Source organism: Brevibacillus aydinogluensis (assembly GCF_961514395.1).
GTDB classification, from domain to species: Bacteria; Bacillota; Bacilli; order Brevibacillales; family Brevibacillaceae; genus Brevibacillus; species Brevibacillus aydinogluensis.
In genome coordinates this window covers 2,243,809-2,256,696 of the sequence record NZ_OY569118.1, presented here as the reverse complement: position 1 = coordinate 2,256,696, position 12,888 = coordinate 2,243,809, and the positions used below count along the sequence as shown (strand labels likewise).

18 protein-coding genes and 2 tRNA genes are annotated in these 12,888 nt (G+C 56.1%); 19 read left to right on the top strand and 1 reads right to left on the bottom strand.

What is annotated here, in order from left to right; translation table 11 throughout:
• Positions 1–3: 3 nt before the first annotated feature.
• From Q7F15_RS11065 to Q7F15_RS11040, 6 genes are all read left to right on the top strand, one after another.
• Positions 4–909 carry a YIEGIA family protein gene (locus Q7F15_RS11065; protein ID WP_171564999.1) on the top strand — a complete coding sequence of 302 codons (906 nt, stop codon included), beginning with the start codon at positions 4–6 and terminating at the stop codon, positions 907–909.
• A gap of 3 nt (positions 910–912) precedes the next feature.
• Positions 913–1,095, top strand: coding sequence for a capping complex subunit for YIEGIA (locus tag Q7F15_RS11060; RefSeq protein WP_171564998.1), 183 nt, complete (start codon positions 913–915; stop codon positions 1,093–1,095).
• Between the two features lie 53 nt (positions 1,096–1,148).
• Positions 1,149–2,462, top strand: a complete 1,314-nt coding sequence (gene der / locus Q7F15_RS11055) for a ribosome biogenesis GTPase Der (RefSeq protein WP_171564997.1) — start codon at positions 1,149–1,151, stop codon at positions 2,460–2,462.
• 14 nt (positions 2,463–2,476) lie between these two features.
• Positions 2,477–3,082, top strand: coding sequence for a glycerol-3-phosphate 1-O-acyltransferase PlsY (gene plsY / locus Q7F15_RS11050; protein WP_304414363.1), 606 nt, complete (start codon positions 2,477–2,479; stop codon positions 3,080–3,082).
• A gap of 20 nt (positions 3,083–3,102) precedes the next feature.
• Entirely contained in the window at positions 3,103–4,131 is a 1,029-nt protein-coding gene (locus Q7F15_RS11045) for an NAD(P)H-dependent glycerol-3-phosphate dehydrogenase (protein WP_304414362.1), read from the top strand.
• Positions 4,132–4,221: 90 nt separating this feature from the next.
• Positions 4,222–4,491, top strand: a complete 270-nt coding sequence (locus Q7F15_RS11040; RefSeq protein WP_171564994.1) for a stage VI sporulation protein F — start codon at positions 4,222–4,224, stop codon at positions 4,489–4,491.
• Between the two features lie 119 nt (positions 4,492–4,610).
• On the opposite strand, the gene Q7F15_RS11035 is transcribed toward Q7F15_RS11040, so the two are convergent.
• A complete protein-coding gene (locus Q7F15_RS11035; protein WP_171564993.1) occupies positions 4,611–5,075 on the bottom strand; it encodes a hypothetical protein in 465 nt (154 codons plus the stop codon).
• Positions 5,076–5,211: 136 nt separating this feature from the next.
• Here Q7F15_RS11035 and Q7F15_RS11030 point away from each other — a divergent pair, with 136 nt between their 5' ends.
• The 13 genes from Q7F15_RS11030 (at position 5,212) to Q7F15_RS10970 (ending at position 12,883) form a co-directional block, all read left to right on the top strand.
• Positions 5,212–5,400: a DUF2768 family protein gene (locus Q7F15_RS11030; RefSeq protein WP_171564992.1), complete on the top strand. Its 189-nt coding sequence runs from the start codon at positions 5,212–5,214 to the stop codon at positions 5,398–5,400.
• A 13-nt stretch (positions 5,401–5,413) separates the two neighbouring features.
• On the top strand, positions 5,414–5,710 hold the full coding sequence (locus Q7F15_RS11025; RefSeq protein WP_171564991.1) for a 2Fe-2S iron-sulfur cluster-binding protein: 297 nt from the start codon (positions 5,414–5,416) through the stop codon (positions 5,708–5,710).
• A 15-nt stretch (positions 5,711–5,725) separates the two neighbouring features.
• Positions 5,726–6,070, top strand: coding sequence for a 2Fe-2S iron-sulfur cluster-binding protein (locus Q7F15_RS11020; RefSeq protein ID WP_304414361.1), 345 nt, complete (start codon positions 5,726–5,728; stop codon positions 6,068–6,070).
• A gap of 18 nt (positions 6,071–6,088) precedes the next feature.
• The gene (locus Q7F15_RS11015; protein ID WP_304414360.1) at positions 6,089–6,814 is read left to right on the top strand and encodes a YphF family lipoprotein; all 726 of its coding nucleotides are present in this window, start codon (positions 6,089–6,091) and stop codon (positions 6,812–6,814) included.
• Positions 6,815–7,097: 283 nt separating this feature from the next.
• Positions 7,098–8,576, top strand: coding sequence for a stage IV sporulation protein A (gene spoIVA / locus Q7F15_RS11010; protein ID WP_171565025.1), 1,479 nt, complete (start codon positions 7,098–7,100; stop codon positions 8,574–8,576).
• Between the two features lie 249 nt (positions 8,577–8,825).
• Positions 8,826–9,098: an HU family DNA-binding protein gene (locus Q7F15_RS11005; RefSeq protein WP_029099595.1), complete on the top strand. Its 273-nt coding sequence runs from the start codon at positions 8,826–8,828 to the stop codon at positions 9,096–9,098.
• A gap of 164 nt (positions 9,099–9,262) precedes the next feature.
• Positions 9,263–9,829: a GTP cyclohydrolase I FolE gene (folE, locus tag Q7F15_RS11000; protein ID WP_171564988.1), complete on the top strand. Its 567-nt coding sequence runs from the start codon at positions 9,263–9,265 to the stop codon at positions 9,827–9,829.
• 80 nt (positions 9,830–9,909) lie between these two features.
• Positions 9,910–9,986: transfer RNA gene (locus Q7F15_RS10995), tRNA-Pro, on the top strand.
• A 218-nt stretch (positions 9,987–10,204) separates the two neighbouring features.
• Positions 10,205–10,281: transfer RNA gene (locus Q7F15_RS10990), tRNA-Pro, on the top strand.
• 133 nt (positions 10,282–10,414) lie between these two features.
• Complete coding sequence (locus Q7F15_RS10985; protein ID WP_171564987.1) at positions 10,415–11,098, top strand: lytic transglycosylase domain-containing protein; 684 nt, start codon at positions 10,415–10,417, stop codon at positions 11,096–11,098.
• 34 nt (positions 11,099–11,132) lie between these two features.
• Entirely contained in the window at positions 11,133–11,363 is a 231-nt protein-coding gene (mtrB, locus tag Q7F15_RS10980; protein WP_029099598.1) for a trp RNA-binding attenuation protein MtrB, read from the top strand.
• Between the two features lie 56 nt (positions 11,364–11,419).
• Positions 11,420–11,935 (top strand): hypothetical protein, encoded by a 516-nt coding sequence (locus Q7F15_RS10975; protein ID WP_171564986.1) that lies wholly within the window; start codon positions 11,420–11,422, stop codon positions 11,933–11,935.
• Between the two features lie 114 nt (positions 11,936–12,049).
• Positions 12,050–12,883, top strand: coding sequence for a heptaprenyl diphosphate synthase component 1 (locus Q7F15_RS10970; protein WP_171564985.1), 834 nt, complete (start codon positions 12,050–12,052; stop codon positions 12,881–12,883).
• The last annotated feature ends 5 nt before the right edge of the window (positions 12,884–12,888 follow it).

Genomic DNA, 12,888 nt, shown 5'->3' with positions numbered 1-12,888 from the left:
CCGATGTTTCGAGAACTGCTTGCCAATGAGTACATCATTCCGCTCACGATAGGGCTGAGTTTTGGCATTCTCTGCCGGCTGTATCTGCTTCGCACAGATTACCGGCAGTATCCGACCTTTCCCCACGGCAAGATCATCCACATCTCCCTGGGGGTGATCGCGTCTGCGCTGGGGGCGCTGGCCGTGCCGTCGCTGCTGAAGCAGGACTACACTGCGGTCACCTTTCTGACCTTAGCGGCCCAACAGTTTCGCGATGTCCGCAACATGGAGCGGACGACGCTGACGGAGATCGACAAGCGGGAGCTGGTGCCCCGGGGCGGACCGTACATCGAGGGAATTGCGATGGTGTTTGAAGGGCGCAACTACCTGGTCATTTTCACCTCACTGTTGACGACGTTTGCCACCGTGCTGTTCAACTGGTGGGGAGGCTGCCTGGTGGGGATCGCGGCACTGGTCATCTCCCGCCTGCTCAAATCCGGCCAAACCCTCGGCAGCATCGTGGAGGTGCAGCCGGCTGACGTGCGGGTAGAGGGGAAAAACCTGTACGTAGGCGACATATACATCATGAACGTCGGCCTGAAGGAGGCCCAGGAACTGATTCAAAAACGGGGCATGGGTTTCATTCTGGTGCCCAAGGATGACAACGCCTCCGTCTCCATTGCCCATCCGGGTCAGCGGCAGGCGATTTTGCACGACGTGGCGACGCAGATGGGGGTGTTTACCGACGAGGGAGAGCCGTCACTCACACCGCTGGTGAAACGGGATCTGGAGACAGGGCGCTTGGGCGTGTTCTTGCTTCCGCAGGTGCCTAGCCGCGAGCGGGCCAAAGCGGTCATAGAAGCGGTGCCGATTCTGGAGAGCGTCTATCGCATGCCGAATGAGGTACAGCCGGTCGAACAAGGAGGGTAGTGCATGTCCGCCAGAATCGTAGCAGTGGTTACCACCAACAAAGAGCACGTCGCCGGGGGCGTTCCCGTCTTTGTCGTTCCCAGCCGGGAGCGGATGCAGCAGACGGCTTTTACACTGGAAAAAGTGATGGACGCGATGGTGCACGAGTTGGATGACGAGACGCTGATCGTTGTTCGTCACAACTAGAGTGTGGTATGATTAGCTAGTCAAAACAGATATGAGAGAGAGTGTTGTCAACTATGGGATTGCCAGTGGTAGCCATTGTGGGTAGACCCAACGTGGGCAAGTCCACGATTTTTAACCGATTGGTCGGTGAGCGCATCGCCATCGTGGAGGACAAGCCGGGCGTGACCCGCGACCGCCTGTACGGGAAGGGGGAATGGCTGAACCGCTACTTCCACGTCATCGATACCGGCGGCATCGAATTTGGTGAGACCGACGCAATTCTCACACAAATGCGCCACCAGGCGGAACTGGCCATCGACGAGGCAGACGTCATCCTGATGGTGACCGACGGCCGCGCCGGCGTAACCGATGCCGATCAGGAACTGGCGCGCATGCTGAACCGCACCGGGAAGCCGATCGTTTTGATCGTCAACAAGATCGACAATCCGGACATGCGTGCTGACATTTACGACTTTTACACGCTGGGACTGGGCGATCCATTCCCTGTTTCCGGCAGTCACGGGCTTGGCTTGGGCGACGTGCTCGAAGAGGTGGTGAAGCACTTCCCGGGAGGAGAGGAAGAAGAGCGGGACGACGACGTAATCCGCATCGCCATCATTGGGCGGCCCAACGTAGGGAAATCTTCACTCACCAACGCGATCCTTGGTGAAGAGCGCGTCATCGTCAGCGATGTGGCCGGCACGACGCGGGATGCCATCGACACGCCGTTTGAGCGCGACGGGCAGCACTACATTTTGATCGACACTGCCGGGATGCGCAAACGGGGCAAAGTATATGAAACGACGGAAAAATACAGCGTGATGCGGGCGATGAAGGCGATCGAGGAGTCGGATGTCGTGCTGGTCGTCCTGAATGGGGAAGAAGGCATTATCGAGCAGGACAAGAAGATCGCCGGGTACGCCCACGAAGCAGGCCGCGCCGTGATTATCGTCGTCAACAAATGGGATGCGGTCGAAAAGGACGACAAGACGATGCTTCGCTTCACCGAGTTGATCCGGGAAGAGTTCAAGTATCTGGATTACGCGCCGATTCTGTTTGTCTCGGCCAAAACCAAGCAGCGGATTCACACGATTTTGCCGAAAGTCAACCAGGTGGCGGAAGCGCATTCGATGCGCGTCTCCACATCGGTGCTGAACGATCTGATCACGGACGCGACGATCATGACACCGCCGCCGTCGGACCGGGGCAAGCGGCTGAAAATCAACTACGCGACCCAGGCGGCCGTCAAACCGCCAACCTTCATTCTGTTTGTCAACGACCCGGAACTGATGCATTTCTCCTATGAGCGTTACATTGAAAACAAAATACGGGAGGCGTTTGTCTTCGAAGGCACGCCGATCCGGATTTGGACGCGCAAAAAAACATAGGGAGAGGAAACAACATGCTGTTTTTGTCCTGGGTGATCAGTTACCTGATCGGCTCGATCAGCTTCAGTTATCTTATTGCCAAAAAGATTGCGGGCATTGACATTCGCGCCCACGGCAGCGGAAACGCAGGCGCGACCAATACCCTGCGCGTTCTGGGAAAAGGACCGGCCGTCGTCGTGCTGGTCCTGGACGCGCTGAAGGGACTGGCCGCGATGGGCATCACGAACCTGCTGACAAACGGCGATCCGACGGCGTACGCGATGTCCGGGTTGTTTGCCATCGTCGGGCATAACTGGCCTGTCTATTACGGATTTCGCGGGGGGAAGGGTATCGCCACCACGCTGGGTGTGGCACTGGGCTTCTCTCCGTTGGCCTTTCTCATCTCGGTCATCGTCACCGTTGTGGTCATTGCTCTGACGCGATATGTGTCGCTGGGTTCGCTCGTGTTTGTGACACTGCTGCCGGTGTGTCTGTATTTTCTCGCCAAGGACATGGCGTTCGTCTGGGTCAGCATTGCCCTTGCTGTCTTCGCCTACGTCCGCCATTACAACAATATCCAAAATCTTCTTGCAGGCAGAGAGCGCAAACTGGGGGAACCGTCCCAGCGCAATCTGCAGTAAGGTAACGTGGAGGGAATCATGTGAGTCAGGATGTTGCTGTTATCGGCGCCGGCAGTTGGGGTACGGCGCTGGCCTCGGTCTTGGCGGATAACGGCCATCGCGTAAACGTCTGGGTGCGCGATCCGAAACTGGCCGACGAGGTCAATACCCGTCATACCAATGAAAAATACCTGCCGGGCGTAATGCTGTCACCCGGGATTCGTGCCTCGGTCGATCTGCGGGAGGTCGTGTCGGACAAACCGGTTGTGCTGTTGGCCGTCCCCTCGCACGCGATGCGACAGGTGACGCGCGAGCTTGCGCCATTTTTGCGTCCGGATGTGCTGCTGATTCACGCCGCCAAAGGCTTTGAACTGGAGAGTTTGAAGCGCATGACGGAGGTGATCGGCGAGGAAGTGCCCGAGCCGATCGGCAAAGGAGTCGTTGTGCTGACAGGACCGAGCCATGCAGAGGAGGTGGTGCGCCGGTCGCCGACCACGGTAGTCGTCGCTTCCGCTTGCGAGGACCGCATGCTGCGCGCACAGGACCTGTTCATGAACGCGTATTTCCGCGTCTATACCAACCCCGACCTGGTCGGAGCGGAGATTGCCGGGGCCCTGAAGAACATCATCGCGCTGGGAGCGGGGATGTCCGACGGGCTGGGATTTGGCGACAACGCCAAAGCAGCGCTGCTCACCCGCGGCCTGGCGGAAATTACCCGGCTTGGTATCAAACTGGGCGCCATGCCGCTGACGTTTGCCGGACTGGCCGGCGTGGGCGACCTGATCGTCACCTGCACGAGCAAGCACAGCCGCAACTGGCGGGCCGGATATCTGCTTGGCCAGGGAAAACCGCTGGACGAGGTGCTGGAGCAGATGGGCATGGTGGTGGAAGGCGTACGCACGACCAAAGCCGCGTACGCGCTGGCCAGCCGCAATCAGGTGGACATGCCGATCGCCTCGGTGCTGTACGGGATTTTATTTGAAGGCAAGTCGCCCCGTCAGGGCGTGGAAGAACTGATGGGACGCGGCCGCACGCGCGAAATGGAATACCTCGGGCCGTTTGGCGTGTAAAGTCACGGACGTTCGCTCACCATATTAGGCTCCTGTACATACGTTATTGATGTGGCAGTATTGCCTAAGCCGTAAGGAGGAGCTGAAGGGATGAGCAATAACGTGTCGTATCGTTTATTGGAACGGTTGCTGGCAAAAGCGGGAGGAAACGTGGATGAGGGCAGGCTGCGCACGCTGGCCAGCAATTTTACGCGAGACGACTTTGAGGACGAGGCCAAACTGCGCCACGTAATCCGATCGCTCGCCGCACTGAACGGCAATACCTTGAACGAAGAGCAGGAAGACAAGGTCGTGCAGATGTTCCGCAACCAGGAGATCAACCTCAGCGACCTGTCCTCGCTCAGCAAATTGCTGAAGTAAGCGATTTGGGCGATTATGCCCGTTCCCTGTTGCGCAAAACGTCATACAGTATGACTAGGAACAATCATGGCTCTACAGGGACATGGCTGGCCTACAGATTCAAGAAAAAAAGAGGGATGTCATCCCTCTTTTTTTCGTTTCGCGGCACCGTTTGCCGTCTGGTTCAGCAGGCTTTGCACCAGCGGGGATTGCAGCAGGCTGAGAAGCTGGTTGATGTCGATGTTTCCCAGCAGATTGCCGCCCCCGTTGTTACCTTCGGCCGCTTCGTTGGCCGGGCTGCTTGTCTCCGCAGACTGCCGTTTGCCGGCGGGCTTTTCCGTATCCGCCGCCTCCGCCGAGCGTTTTCCCAGTCTTTCAAAGAGCTGCATCGCGCCGTACAGCGTATCCATCGTTTCTTCGACCTGGCGGATCGTGCTGCTGATCCCCTTGATGTTGCTGCGCATCCGCGAAACAGACGAGCGCAGGTCGGTCACTTCCGGCACCGTCTTTCGCGGCGTGACGGCGAGCGACACCTCCTGCACCTTGTCGCTCAGTTTTCTGCTCGGTATGGGAGCGTAGGGATTACGCCATTTCCGAGTGGTCATCAGCCATCCCTCCAATAGGCGGATTCATCACGATAGTCTATGCGAACGTCTAGAGTGAGGTTCACCGGACGGGAGCGGCAGAACAAGAAGTATGGTATACTATTTCAAAAACGGAAAAAAGGATGCTGTCGTACATATGCCTATCGATCCAATGACCAAGATGAACATCTCGCTGATCGCCATCGCGCTGATGTTCGTATGCAATTTCATGGTGCTCTATGCGCGCAAGACGAAAAACGGCCTGGTGTCGTTCCTGCTGAAGACAGTCGCATTTTTGATGCTGCTGGCTGTATTCGTAATGATTCTAATAGTGATTTTTGCATGAAGGAGGGTACGCGATGGGGCAACTGACATTGATCTCCCGCACCGGCACCCATCAACTGCCCGTGGAAACCGATGTGACAATCGTGTCCATCGCCAAACGGCACAAGCTGGGGTGGGGATACGCCTGTGAGCGGGGAATATGTGCCCAGTGCCGGACGCTGGTGCAGGAAGGAGCCGACTGCCTCAATGAAGTGACAAAGGAGGAGAAGCTGCGGCTTCGCAAGGCAGAGCGAGCGGAAGGATACCGTCTGGGCTGCCAAATCCAAATAGTCAGACAGGGGCGCGTGACATTGGCGCACCGTCCGTATTGACAGGGGGCTGACAGCGTGGGAAAACTGACGTTTTTGCCCTCGGGAAAAAGCGTAAAGACGCGGCCGGGCCAACTGGTCACAAGTGCAGCCATGGCGGCGCGGGTCGTCATCCCGCAGCGGTGCGGCGGACACGCTTCCTGCCTGATGTGCCGCATCATCGTGGAAAGCGGACGCTTGTCTGAACCGTCGCCGTTGGAGCGGCGCAAGATGCCGGAAGATGATATCCGCAAAGGCATCCGGCTGGCCTGTCAGGCGAAAACTACCGGGCAGGACTGCACGGTGCGTATCCCGGAGAGCCGATGGAAGTCGGTCGTGCGGGCGGCGCTGGAGTCGCAGCGCGCCCGGCAAGAAGAATGGTAGCAAGAGGTGTAACAGGTGATGTGGCAAACATGGCACACTGCGTTGCGGCTGCCGGTAATGCTGGCGGTCTTGTCTGTCCTGCTGGGCGGTTGCCTGTATCCGGAAGAACGGAAAATGGAGAACCAGATTCCCAGCGAATTTTATCTGGAGGCAACGCAAAAAGCGGTGGAACAGTACCAACAAGACACGGGCGTGCTGCCGATTGTGACGAAACCGGCGGATACGCCGATCTTCGAGAAGTACGAGCTCGATTTTCGCAAAATGATGCCCAAATACCTGCCGGATGCGCCGGGCAACTCGTTTGAAAAAGGCGGCGTATACAAGTACGTGCTGATCGATGTGGAAACCAAGCCAACCGTTCGGCTGATTCATTTGGGCGCTGTCAGCAAAGTGGCCGACGTGCAGAGCGCCGTCAACAACTACGTGCGGAATTACGGCAAGCTGCCGATCAAAGCTGATCTCGGCAACGGCTATTACTCCATCGATTTTCAGAAGATGTCCATGCAGGACGTGCAAGTCATGTCGACGGAAGGCAACTATCTGCTCCCGCTCGTCATGAATGCCAAAGGTGAAGTTGGCATCGATTACGCTGCCGACATCGCCAACATCCTGCGCAGCAAAAAAGCGGAGGTCATGGAGAATACCGACCCGCGGTACGTGATGGCGCGTCATTCCATGTTCGTCCCGGCCAAGTCGTTTCCCTACGAACTGGTGGACGGCGAACCCCGCCTGCAGAAACTGTAAAAAGGCGCACAGGCGGCTTGCTCCTGCAGCCGCCTTTCTCATGTGAATAAATCCCGCCCGACTTGATGCGGATGATTCCCGGCTGCACAGACTGCTGTCTGCAGGGGAGTCGTTTTTCGCAGGTCCGGGCGGTTATTTTTTTGTTCTAGCGCGGCGGGGCGCACATATACATGTATTGTCCACGATTCTAGTACGAGATTCTCGGGAAAATACTGACGGTCAGGGATAATTCGGAAAAATGGTCATAGTGTATCAATAGACAAATAGGAGGAGGTCATCGATGGTGGAACGAGTCGACATCTTTAAAGACATTGCCGAACGGACGGGTGGGGATATTTACCTGGGCGTCGTGGGACCTGTCCGGACGGGAAAATCGACGTTTATCAAACGATTCATGGAACAGGTCGTCATCCCCAACATCCAGTCGGAGGCGGAGCGGATACGCGCCACGGATGAACTGCCGCAGAGCGCGTCCGGCCGAACAATCATGACGACGGAACCCAAATTTGTTCCGAATCAGGCTGTACAGGTAAACGTGACGGAAGGGCTCAGCATCAACGTTCGGCTCGTCGACTGCGTCGGTTATACTGTGCAGGGCGCGAAGGGTTTTGAAGACGAAAACGGCCCGCGCATGGTCAACACGCCGTGGTACGAGGAGCCGGTTCCATTCGAGGAAGCGGCTGAAGTGGGAACGCGCAAGGTCATTCAGGAACACTCCACCATCGGAATTGTCGTCACCACGGACGGGAGCGTTGCGGAGATTCCACGCAGCAGTTACATCGAAGCGGAAGAACGGGTCGTGGCCGAACTGAAGGAAGTCGGCAAGCCGTTTGTCATCCTGGTCAACTCCACCCGCCCCCGTTCGGAAGAGACGCAAGCCCTGCGGATGGAACTGCAGGAGAAATACGACGTACCGGTGCTGGCCCTGTCTGTGGACCACATGACGGAAAATGAAATCCTGCTTTTGATGCGGGAAGTGCTGTTCGAATTCCCTGTGCACGAGGTAAACGTGAATCTGCCCAGTTGGGTAATGGTACTGGAAAATGGACACTGGCTGCGCCAAAACTACGAAGAAGCGGTACGGGAGACAGTGAAGGACATTCGCCGCCTGCGCGACGTGGACCGGGTCGTCAGCTATTTCAACGAGTACGATTTTGTAGAACGGGCAACTCTGGCCGGAATGCACATGGGGCAAGGGATTGCCGAAATCGACCTGTACGCGCCGGACGAACTGTACGACCGTATCCTGATGGAAATCGTCGGCGTCGAAATCAACGGAAAGGATCACCTGCTGAAAATCATGCAGGAATTTGCCCATGCCAAGCGGGAGTACGATCAGGTGGCGGAGGCGCTGCACATGGTCCGGACGACCGGCTACGGCATCGCCGCACCGTCGCTGCACGAGATGACCTTGGACGAACCCGAATTGATTCGCCAAGGACCGCGTTTCGGTGTGCGCCTGAAAGCGACGGCTCCGTCGATTCACATGATTCGCGTCGACGTGGAGTCGGAATTCGCGCCGATCATCGGCACCGAAAAGCAGAGCGAAGAACTGGTCCGCTATCTGATGCAGGACTTCGACAGAGACCCGCTGTCGATCTGGAACTCGGACATTTTTGGCCGCTCACTGCATTCCATCGTGCGGGAAGGCATCCAGGCCAAGATCACGATGATGCCGGACAACGCCCGCTACAAGCTGCAGGAGACCTTGGGGAGGATCATCAACGAAGGATCGGGCGGACTTATCGCAATCATTCTGTAAGCGAAAAATCGGGCGTGAAGTCCTACGAAAGGCAGGGCAAACAGAGGCTCCCGGCGGGACGGGAAGCCTTTTTTTCTTGGATTTCGCTTAAATTCGACAGGAGGGGGCTTGAATTTGCGGGAACAGTGTATTACTATATGCTTGTCAGAGCGGTAAAAACACCCAATCATGTGTATAAAACGATTGGTTTCGGTTAAGAAAAGTAGTAATACCAACGATGTGGCGCACATTGAGGGGAGGTGAAAAGAAATGAATAAAACTGAACTGATTGCAAAAGTGGCTGAGACCACCGAACTCACCAAGAAAGATGCTACCAAAGCTGTTGATGCAGTTCTTGATGCAATTGCGGAAGCACTGAAAAACGGAGAGAAAGTACAACTGATTGGTTTCGGTAACTTCGAAGTTCGCGAGCGTGCGGCTCGTAAAGGTCGCAACCCGCAAACCGGCGAAGAGATCGAGATCGCTTCCAGCAAGGTACCGGCATTCAAGCCTGGTAAACAACTCAAGGACTCCATCAAGTAATCGTTACATCGGTTAACGAAACTCTTACATAAAAATCCACATTGATGAAATGTGGATTTTTTTCACGTTCTCAGATGCTTCACGATATGTGGATCGTTTTGTTTTTTTCTGGGGAATGTGATAAGATGGGCTTGTTTCATCCGCTGGAGAGGGAGGTTTTGTCATTGAAAGAGGTCGATCTGGAGAAAATTCAACAAGCGGTCCGCATGATCATCGAAGCAATCGGTGACAATCCGGATCGGGACGGATTGCTGGATACGCCCAAACGGGTGGCGAAGATGTACGCGGAAGTCTTTGAAGGCATGAGGGTAAACGAAGAAGAGTTTTTCGAAACCGTGTTTAGCGAAGACCACGAAGAGATGGTGCTGGTAAAAGACATACCGTTCTACTCCATGTGCGAACACCATCTCGTGCCCTTCTTCGGCAAGGCTCATGTTGCGTACATCCCTCGCGGCGGCCGCGTGGTGGGCTTGAGCAAGCTGGCTCGGGCCGTCGAAGCGGTAGCCCGCAGACCGCAGCTGCAGGAGCGCATTACCTCGACCGTAGCTGACGCGATCGTCCGCAAGCTGGACCCGCACGGCGTGGTTGTAGTCGTGGAAGCGGAGCATATGTGCATGACCATGCGCGGAGTGAAAAAGCCGGGTTCCAAAACGGTGACCTCTGCGGTGCGCGGCATCTTTGCCCATGACGCAGCAGCGCGTGCAGAAGTATTCAGTCTCATACGTACATAACGTGCATAACTTGGAAGTAGAAATAAGACGGAAAGGTATTGACACCCTGGTTAAAATATTGTATAGTACAGATGTACAGTCGGGATGTGGCGCAGCCCGGTAGCGCGCACCCTTGGGGTGGGTGAGGTCCAGGGTTCAAATCCCTGCATTCCGACCATCTACTTCTATCATGGAAGAACGCCTCTTGTCCAAGCAGTTTGGCACGAGAGGCGTTGTTGTTTTCGGGTTGAAACAGTCTCAGCTGTGTGCGCATGTCGCTGAAACGGAACGGCTCGGCATGTACGCAAATTTTTGCACGTTTTTTTCCATGATTCTCTTGCCAGATTGGGTATGCTTCCCTTATAATAGTCGTTGTTCCGCACAAGAATGTTACGTCGGGATGTGGCGCAGTCCGGTAGCGCGCACCCTTGGGGTGGGTGAGGTCCAGGGTTCAAATCCCTGCATTCCGACCATATCAAGCAAAACGTCTCTGCTGGAATCATCCGGCGGAGACGTTTTTGCTTTCCTGCCAAATTGGCTATTGGCTTCCTGATTTTTCTTTCCTATAATGAGAAATGAAGACAAGCGAGGAAAGGTTGTTCCCGAATGAAGATGTCCGTATCGTTTCAGCCATATCTCCCCATCACAACGCAGCCCCGGATCGCAGGTACGGGCACGTCTCTCGATCCGCTCGCCGGGGACGCGCAGTTTGCCGACCTGCTGCAGGCGGAACTGGCCAGCGGTCAACGTGTCATTGCCGCCGAAGAGATACTGGCCGAACTGGACGGCTCTCCCGACTGGGAGTTTGACCGGGCCTTCGGCGAGGCGATGCCGCGCGACGCGGAGAAGACGGCGAACACATCCGTCAGCCGACAGTCTATCTTAAACAAAATCAGCGATGTCGCCCGCACGTTCGGGGTGGATGAAAATCTGGTCAGGGAAGTGGTTCGGGCAGAGTCCAACTTTAACCCCAATGCCGTTTCCCGTGCAGGGGCAAAAGGGCTGATGCAGTTGATGGACAGCACGGCGCGGGCGATGCACGTGCGAAACGTATACAACCCCGATGAAAATCTGGCGGGGGGCACCAGGTACCTGCGCAGCCTGCTCGATAAGTACGACGGAAATGTGAAGGTCGCCCTGGCCGCCTACAATGCGGGTCCCGGTCGGATTGACCGCTTGGGCATCGACACCGACGAAGAGCTGGAAGCCCGGTACGATCAACTGCCTCGTGAGACCCAGCGCTACGTTGCGAAAATCATGCAACGGTTGAACAGCGGCGGGACATCATAGAGGTAGCAGTTCAGCAGGGTAAGGAGGAAACAAGGTGGCACAGTCCCCCTATACGCAGCAAGACTACTTTGTCGTCAAAGCAAAGGAAAACGGCGTTCACGTCATCGGCTTGACACGCGGTTCCGACACGCGTTTTCACCACACGGAAAAGCTGGACAAGGGCGAGGTAATGATCGCCCAGTTCACGGAACACACGTCCGCCATCAAGGTGCGCGGCAAAGCAGTGATCTACACTCACCACGGCGTGATCGAAACGTCGGAGTAAAAGCAGGCATAGCCTGCTTTTTTGTTTTGTACAATGGTGGTGAGGAGGGATGTCTCATGCCTCGCAGGCTGCTGGCCGCCATTGCCGTCTCCACGCTGCTCGCTCTCACGCTGTCGCTTGTTCCCGGGGTGACCTGGAACCAACCCGATATACCCGCGTTCCAGGCGTCTCGCCCGGTCGATCTGAGCGAGCAAAATGTGGTGGATTTATTTACTTTCATGTCGACTCATTATAATATTAAGCGTGTAAAATGGGAAAATCCGTCGGTTCATGTCGATTTGGCCGTTTCCTCCGGTCAGCGTGCGGAACTGCCGCTTGTATACCGCGATTTTTACGTCTTGGTGCGCGATCTGTTTCGGTTGACTGCAAATGTGGAGCAGGTCTACATCCGCCTGTTGGAAGTTGAACCCGATACGCCTGCCCCCAAGCTCCTGATCGCCGTCGAAGCCCAGCGCAAGGACAAGTCAGCCTACGAAACGCCGCCGGAGCAGATTGCCGATCTGGAATCGCACATCAGAGCCCGTTTTTCCGTACGTATCGACCCTTATTTTTACCGGAGAGTTAGTCCCTGACCAAAGAAGTGTGGTATGATTGTAGGGACGGACTTTTTGCCGGGTCCCGGCGAGAACGTGAAAGTGAACGGAAACAGGCACCTACCAGGTTGAACCGCTTGTGGAGGAGGACGCATGAACAAAGAACAGACCACATATGTAGACGAGGTTCGAGCGATCATCGACCAGATCTGCCAAAGTATCACCCATTCGTTTGTTGAACAATATGTCGATGTTCCGGCCATAGCGGAAAACCGGCTTGCGCTGTTGTACCTGTTTCTGCTGGAGCGGGGCATGACCAAGGAACGGGCGCGGACGTTCACCATGTCAACAGCCCTTGTTCAGTTGGGTCTTGACATGCACGAGAACGTGAAAAATTCCTATGACAATTCGCTGGCGGCAGAGCGCAACCGGCAGCTCACCGTTTTGGCCGGCGACTACTACAGCAGCCGGTACTACCAAATGCTTGCCGAAGCTGGTGAAATGGAAGCGATACAAGTGCTGTCGGGCGCCATCCAGCGGGTAAACGAAGCGAAAATGAAGCTGTACATGGCGGAACGCGACGGCCGGTTGTCGTCCGACGAGTACCTGACGCTGCGGACGGAAATCGATACGGGGCTGTACGTGGCTATCGTGGACAAGTATGCGGACAATGAAGAAACGCGCCGGTTTTGGACGGCCCTGTTTGCAGAGACGGCGGCCGTGGAGAACATGCTGGGCGAGTGGGAGCAGTTAAAGTGGCAACAACAGGTTCCCTTTGGCTTCTCCCGCTTTCTGTTGCAAAAACCGGGAGCGACGATCGCCCAGGTGGCGGCGGCTCTGGAAGCAAAAGCGATGGAACTGATGAGCATCTGTGAACAGCTGGTTCGTTCGCTGCATCCGCCGGAGACCCGTCACGTGCTGACGTGGATCACATCCCGTTACTCGCACCGCGTCAACCGGCTGAAACGGGTCATTGAGGAGTTGTAAATCCA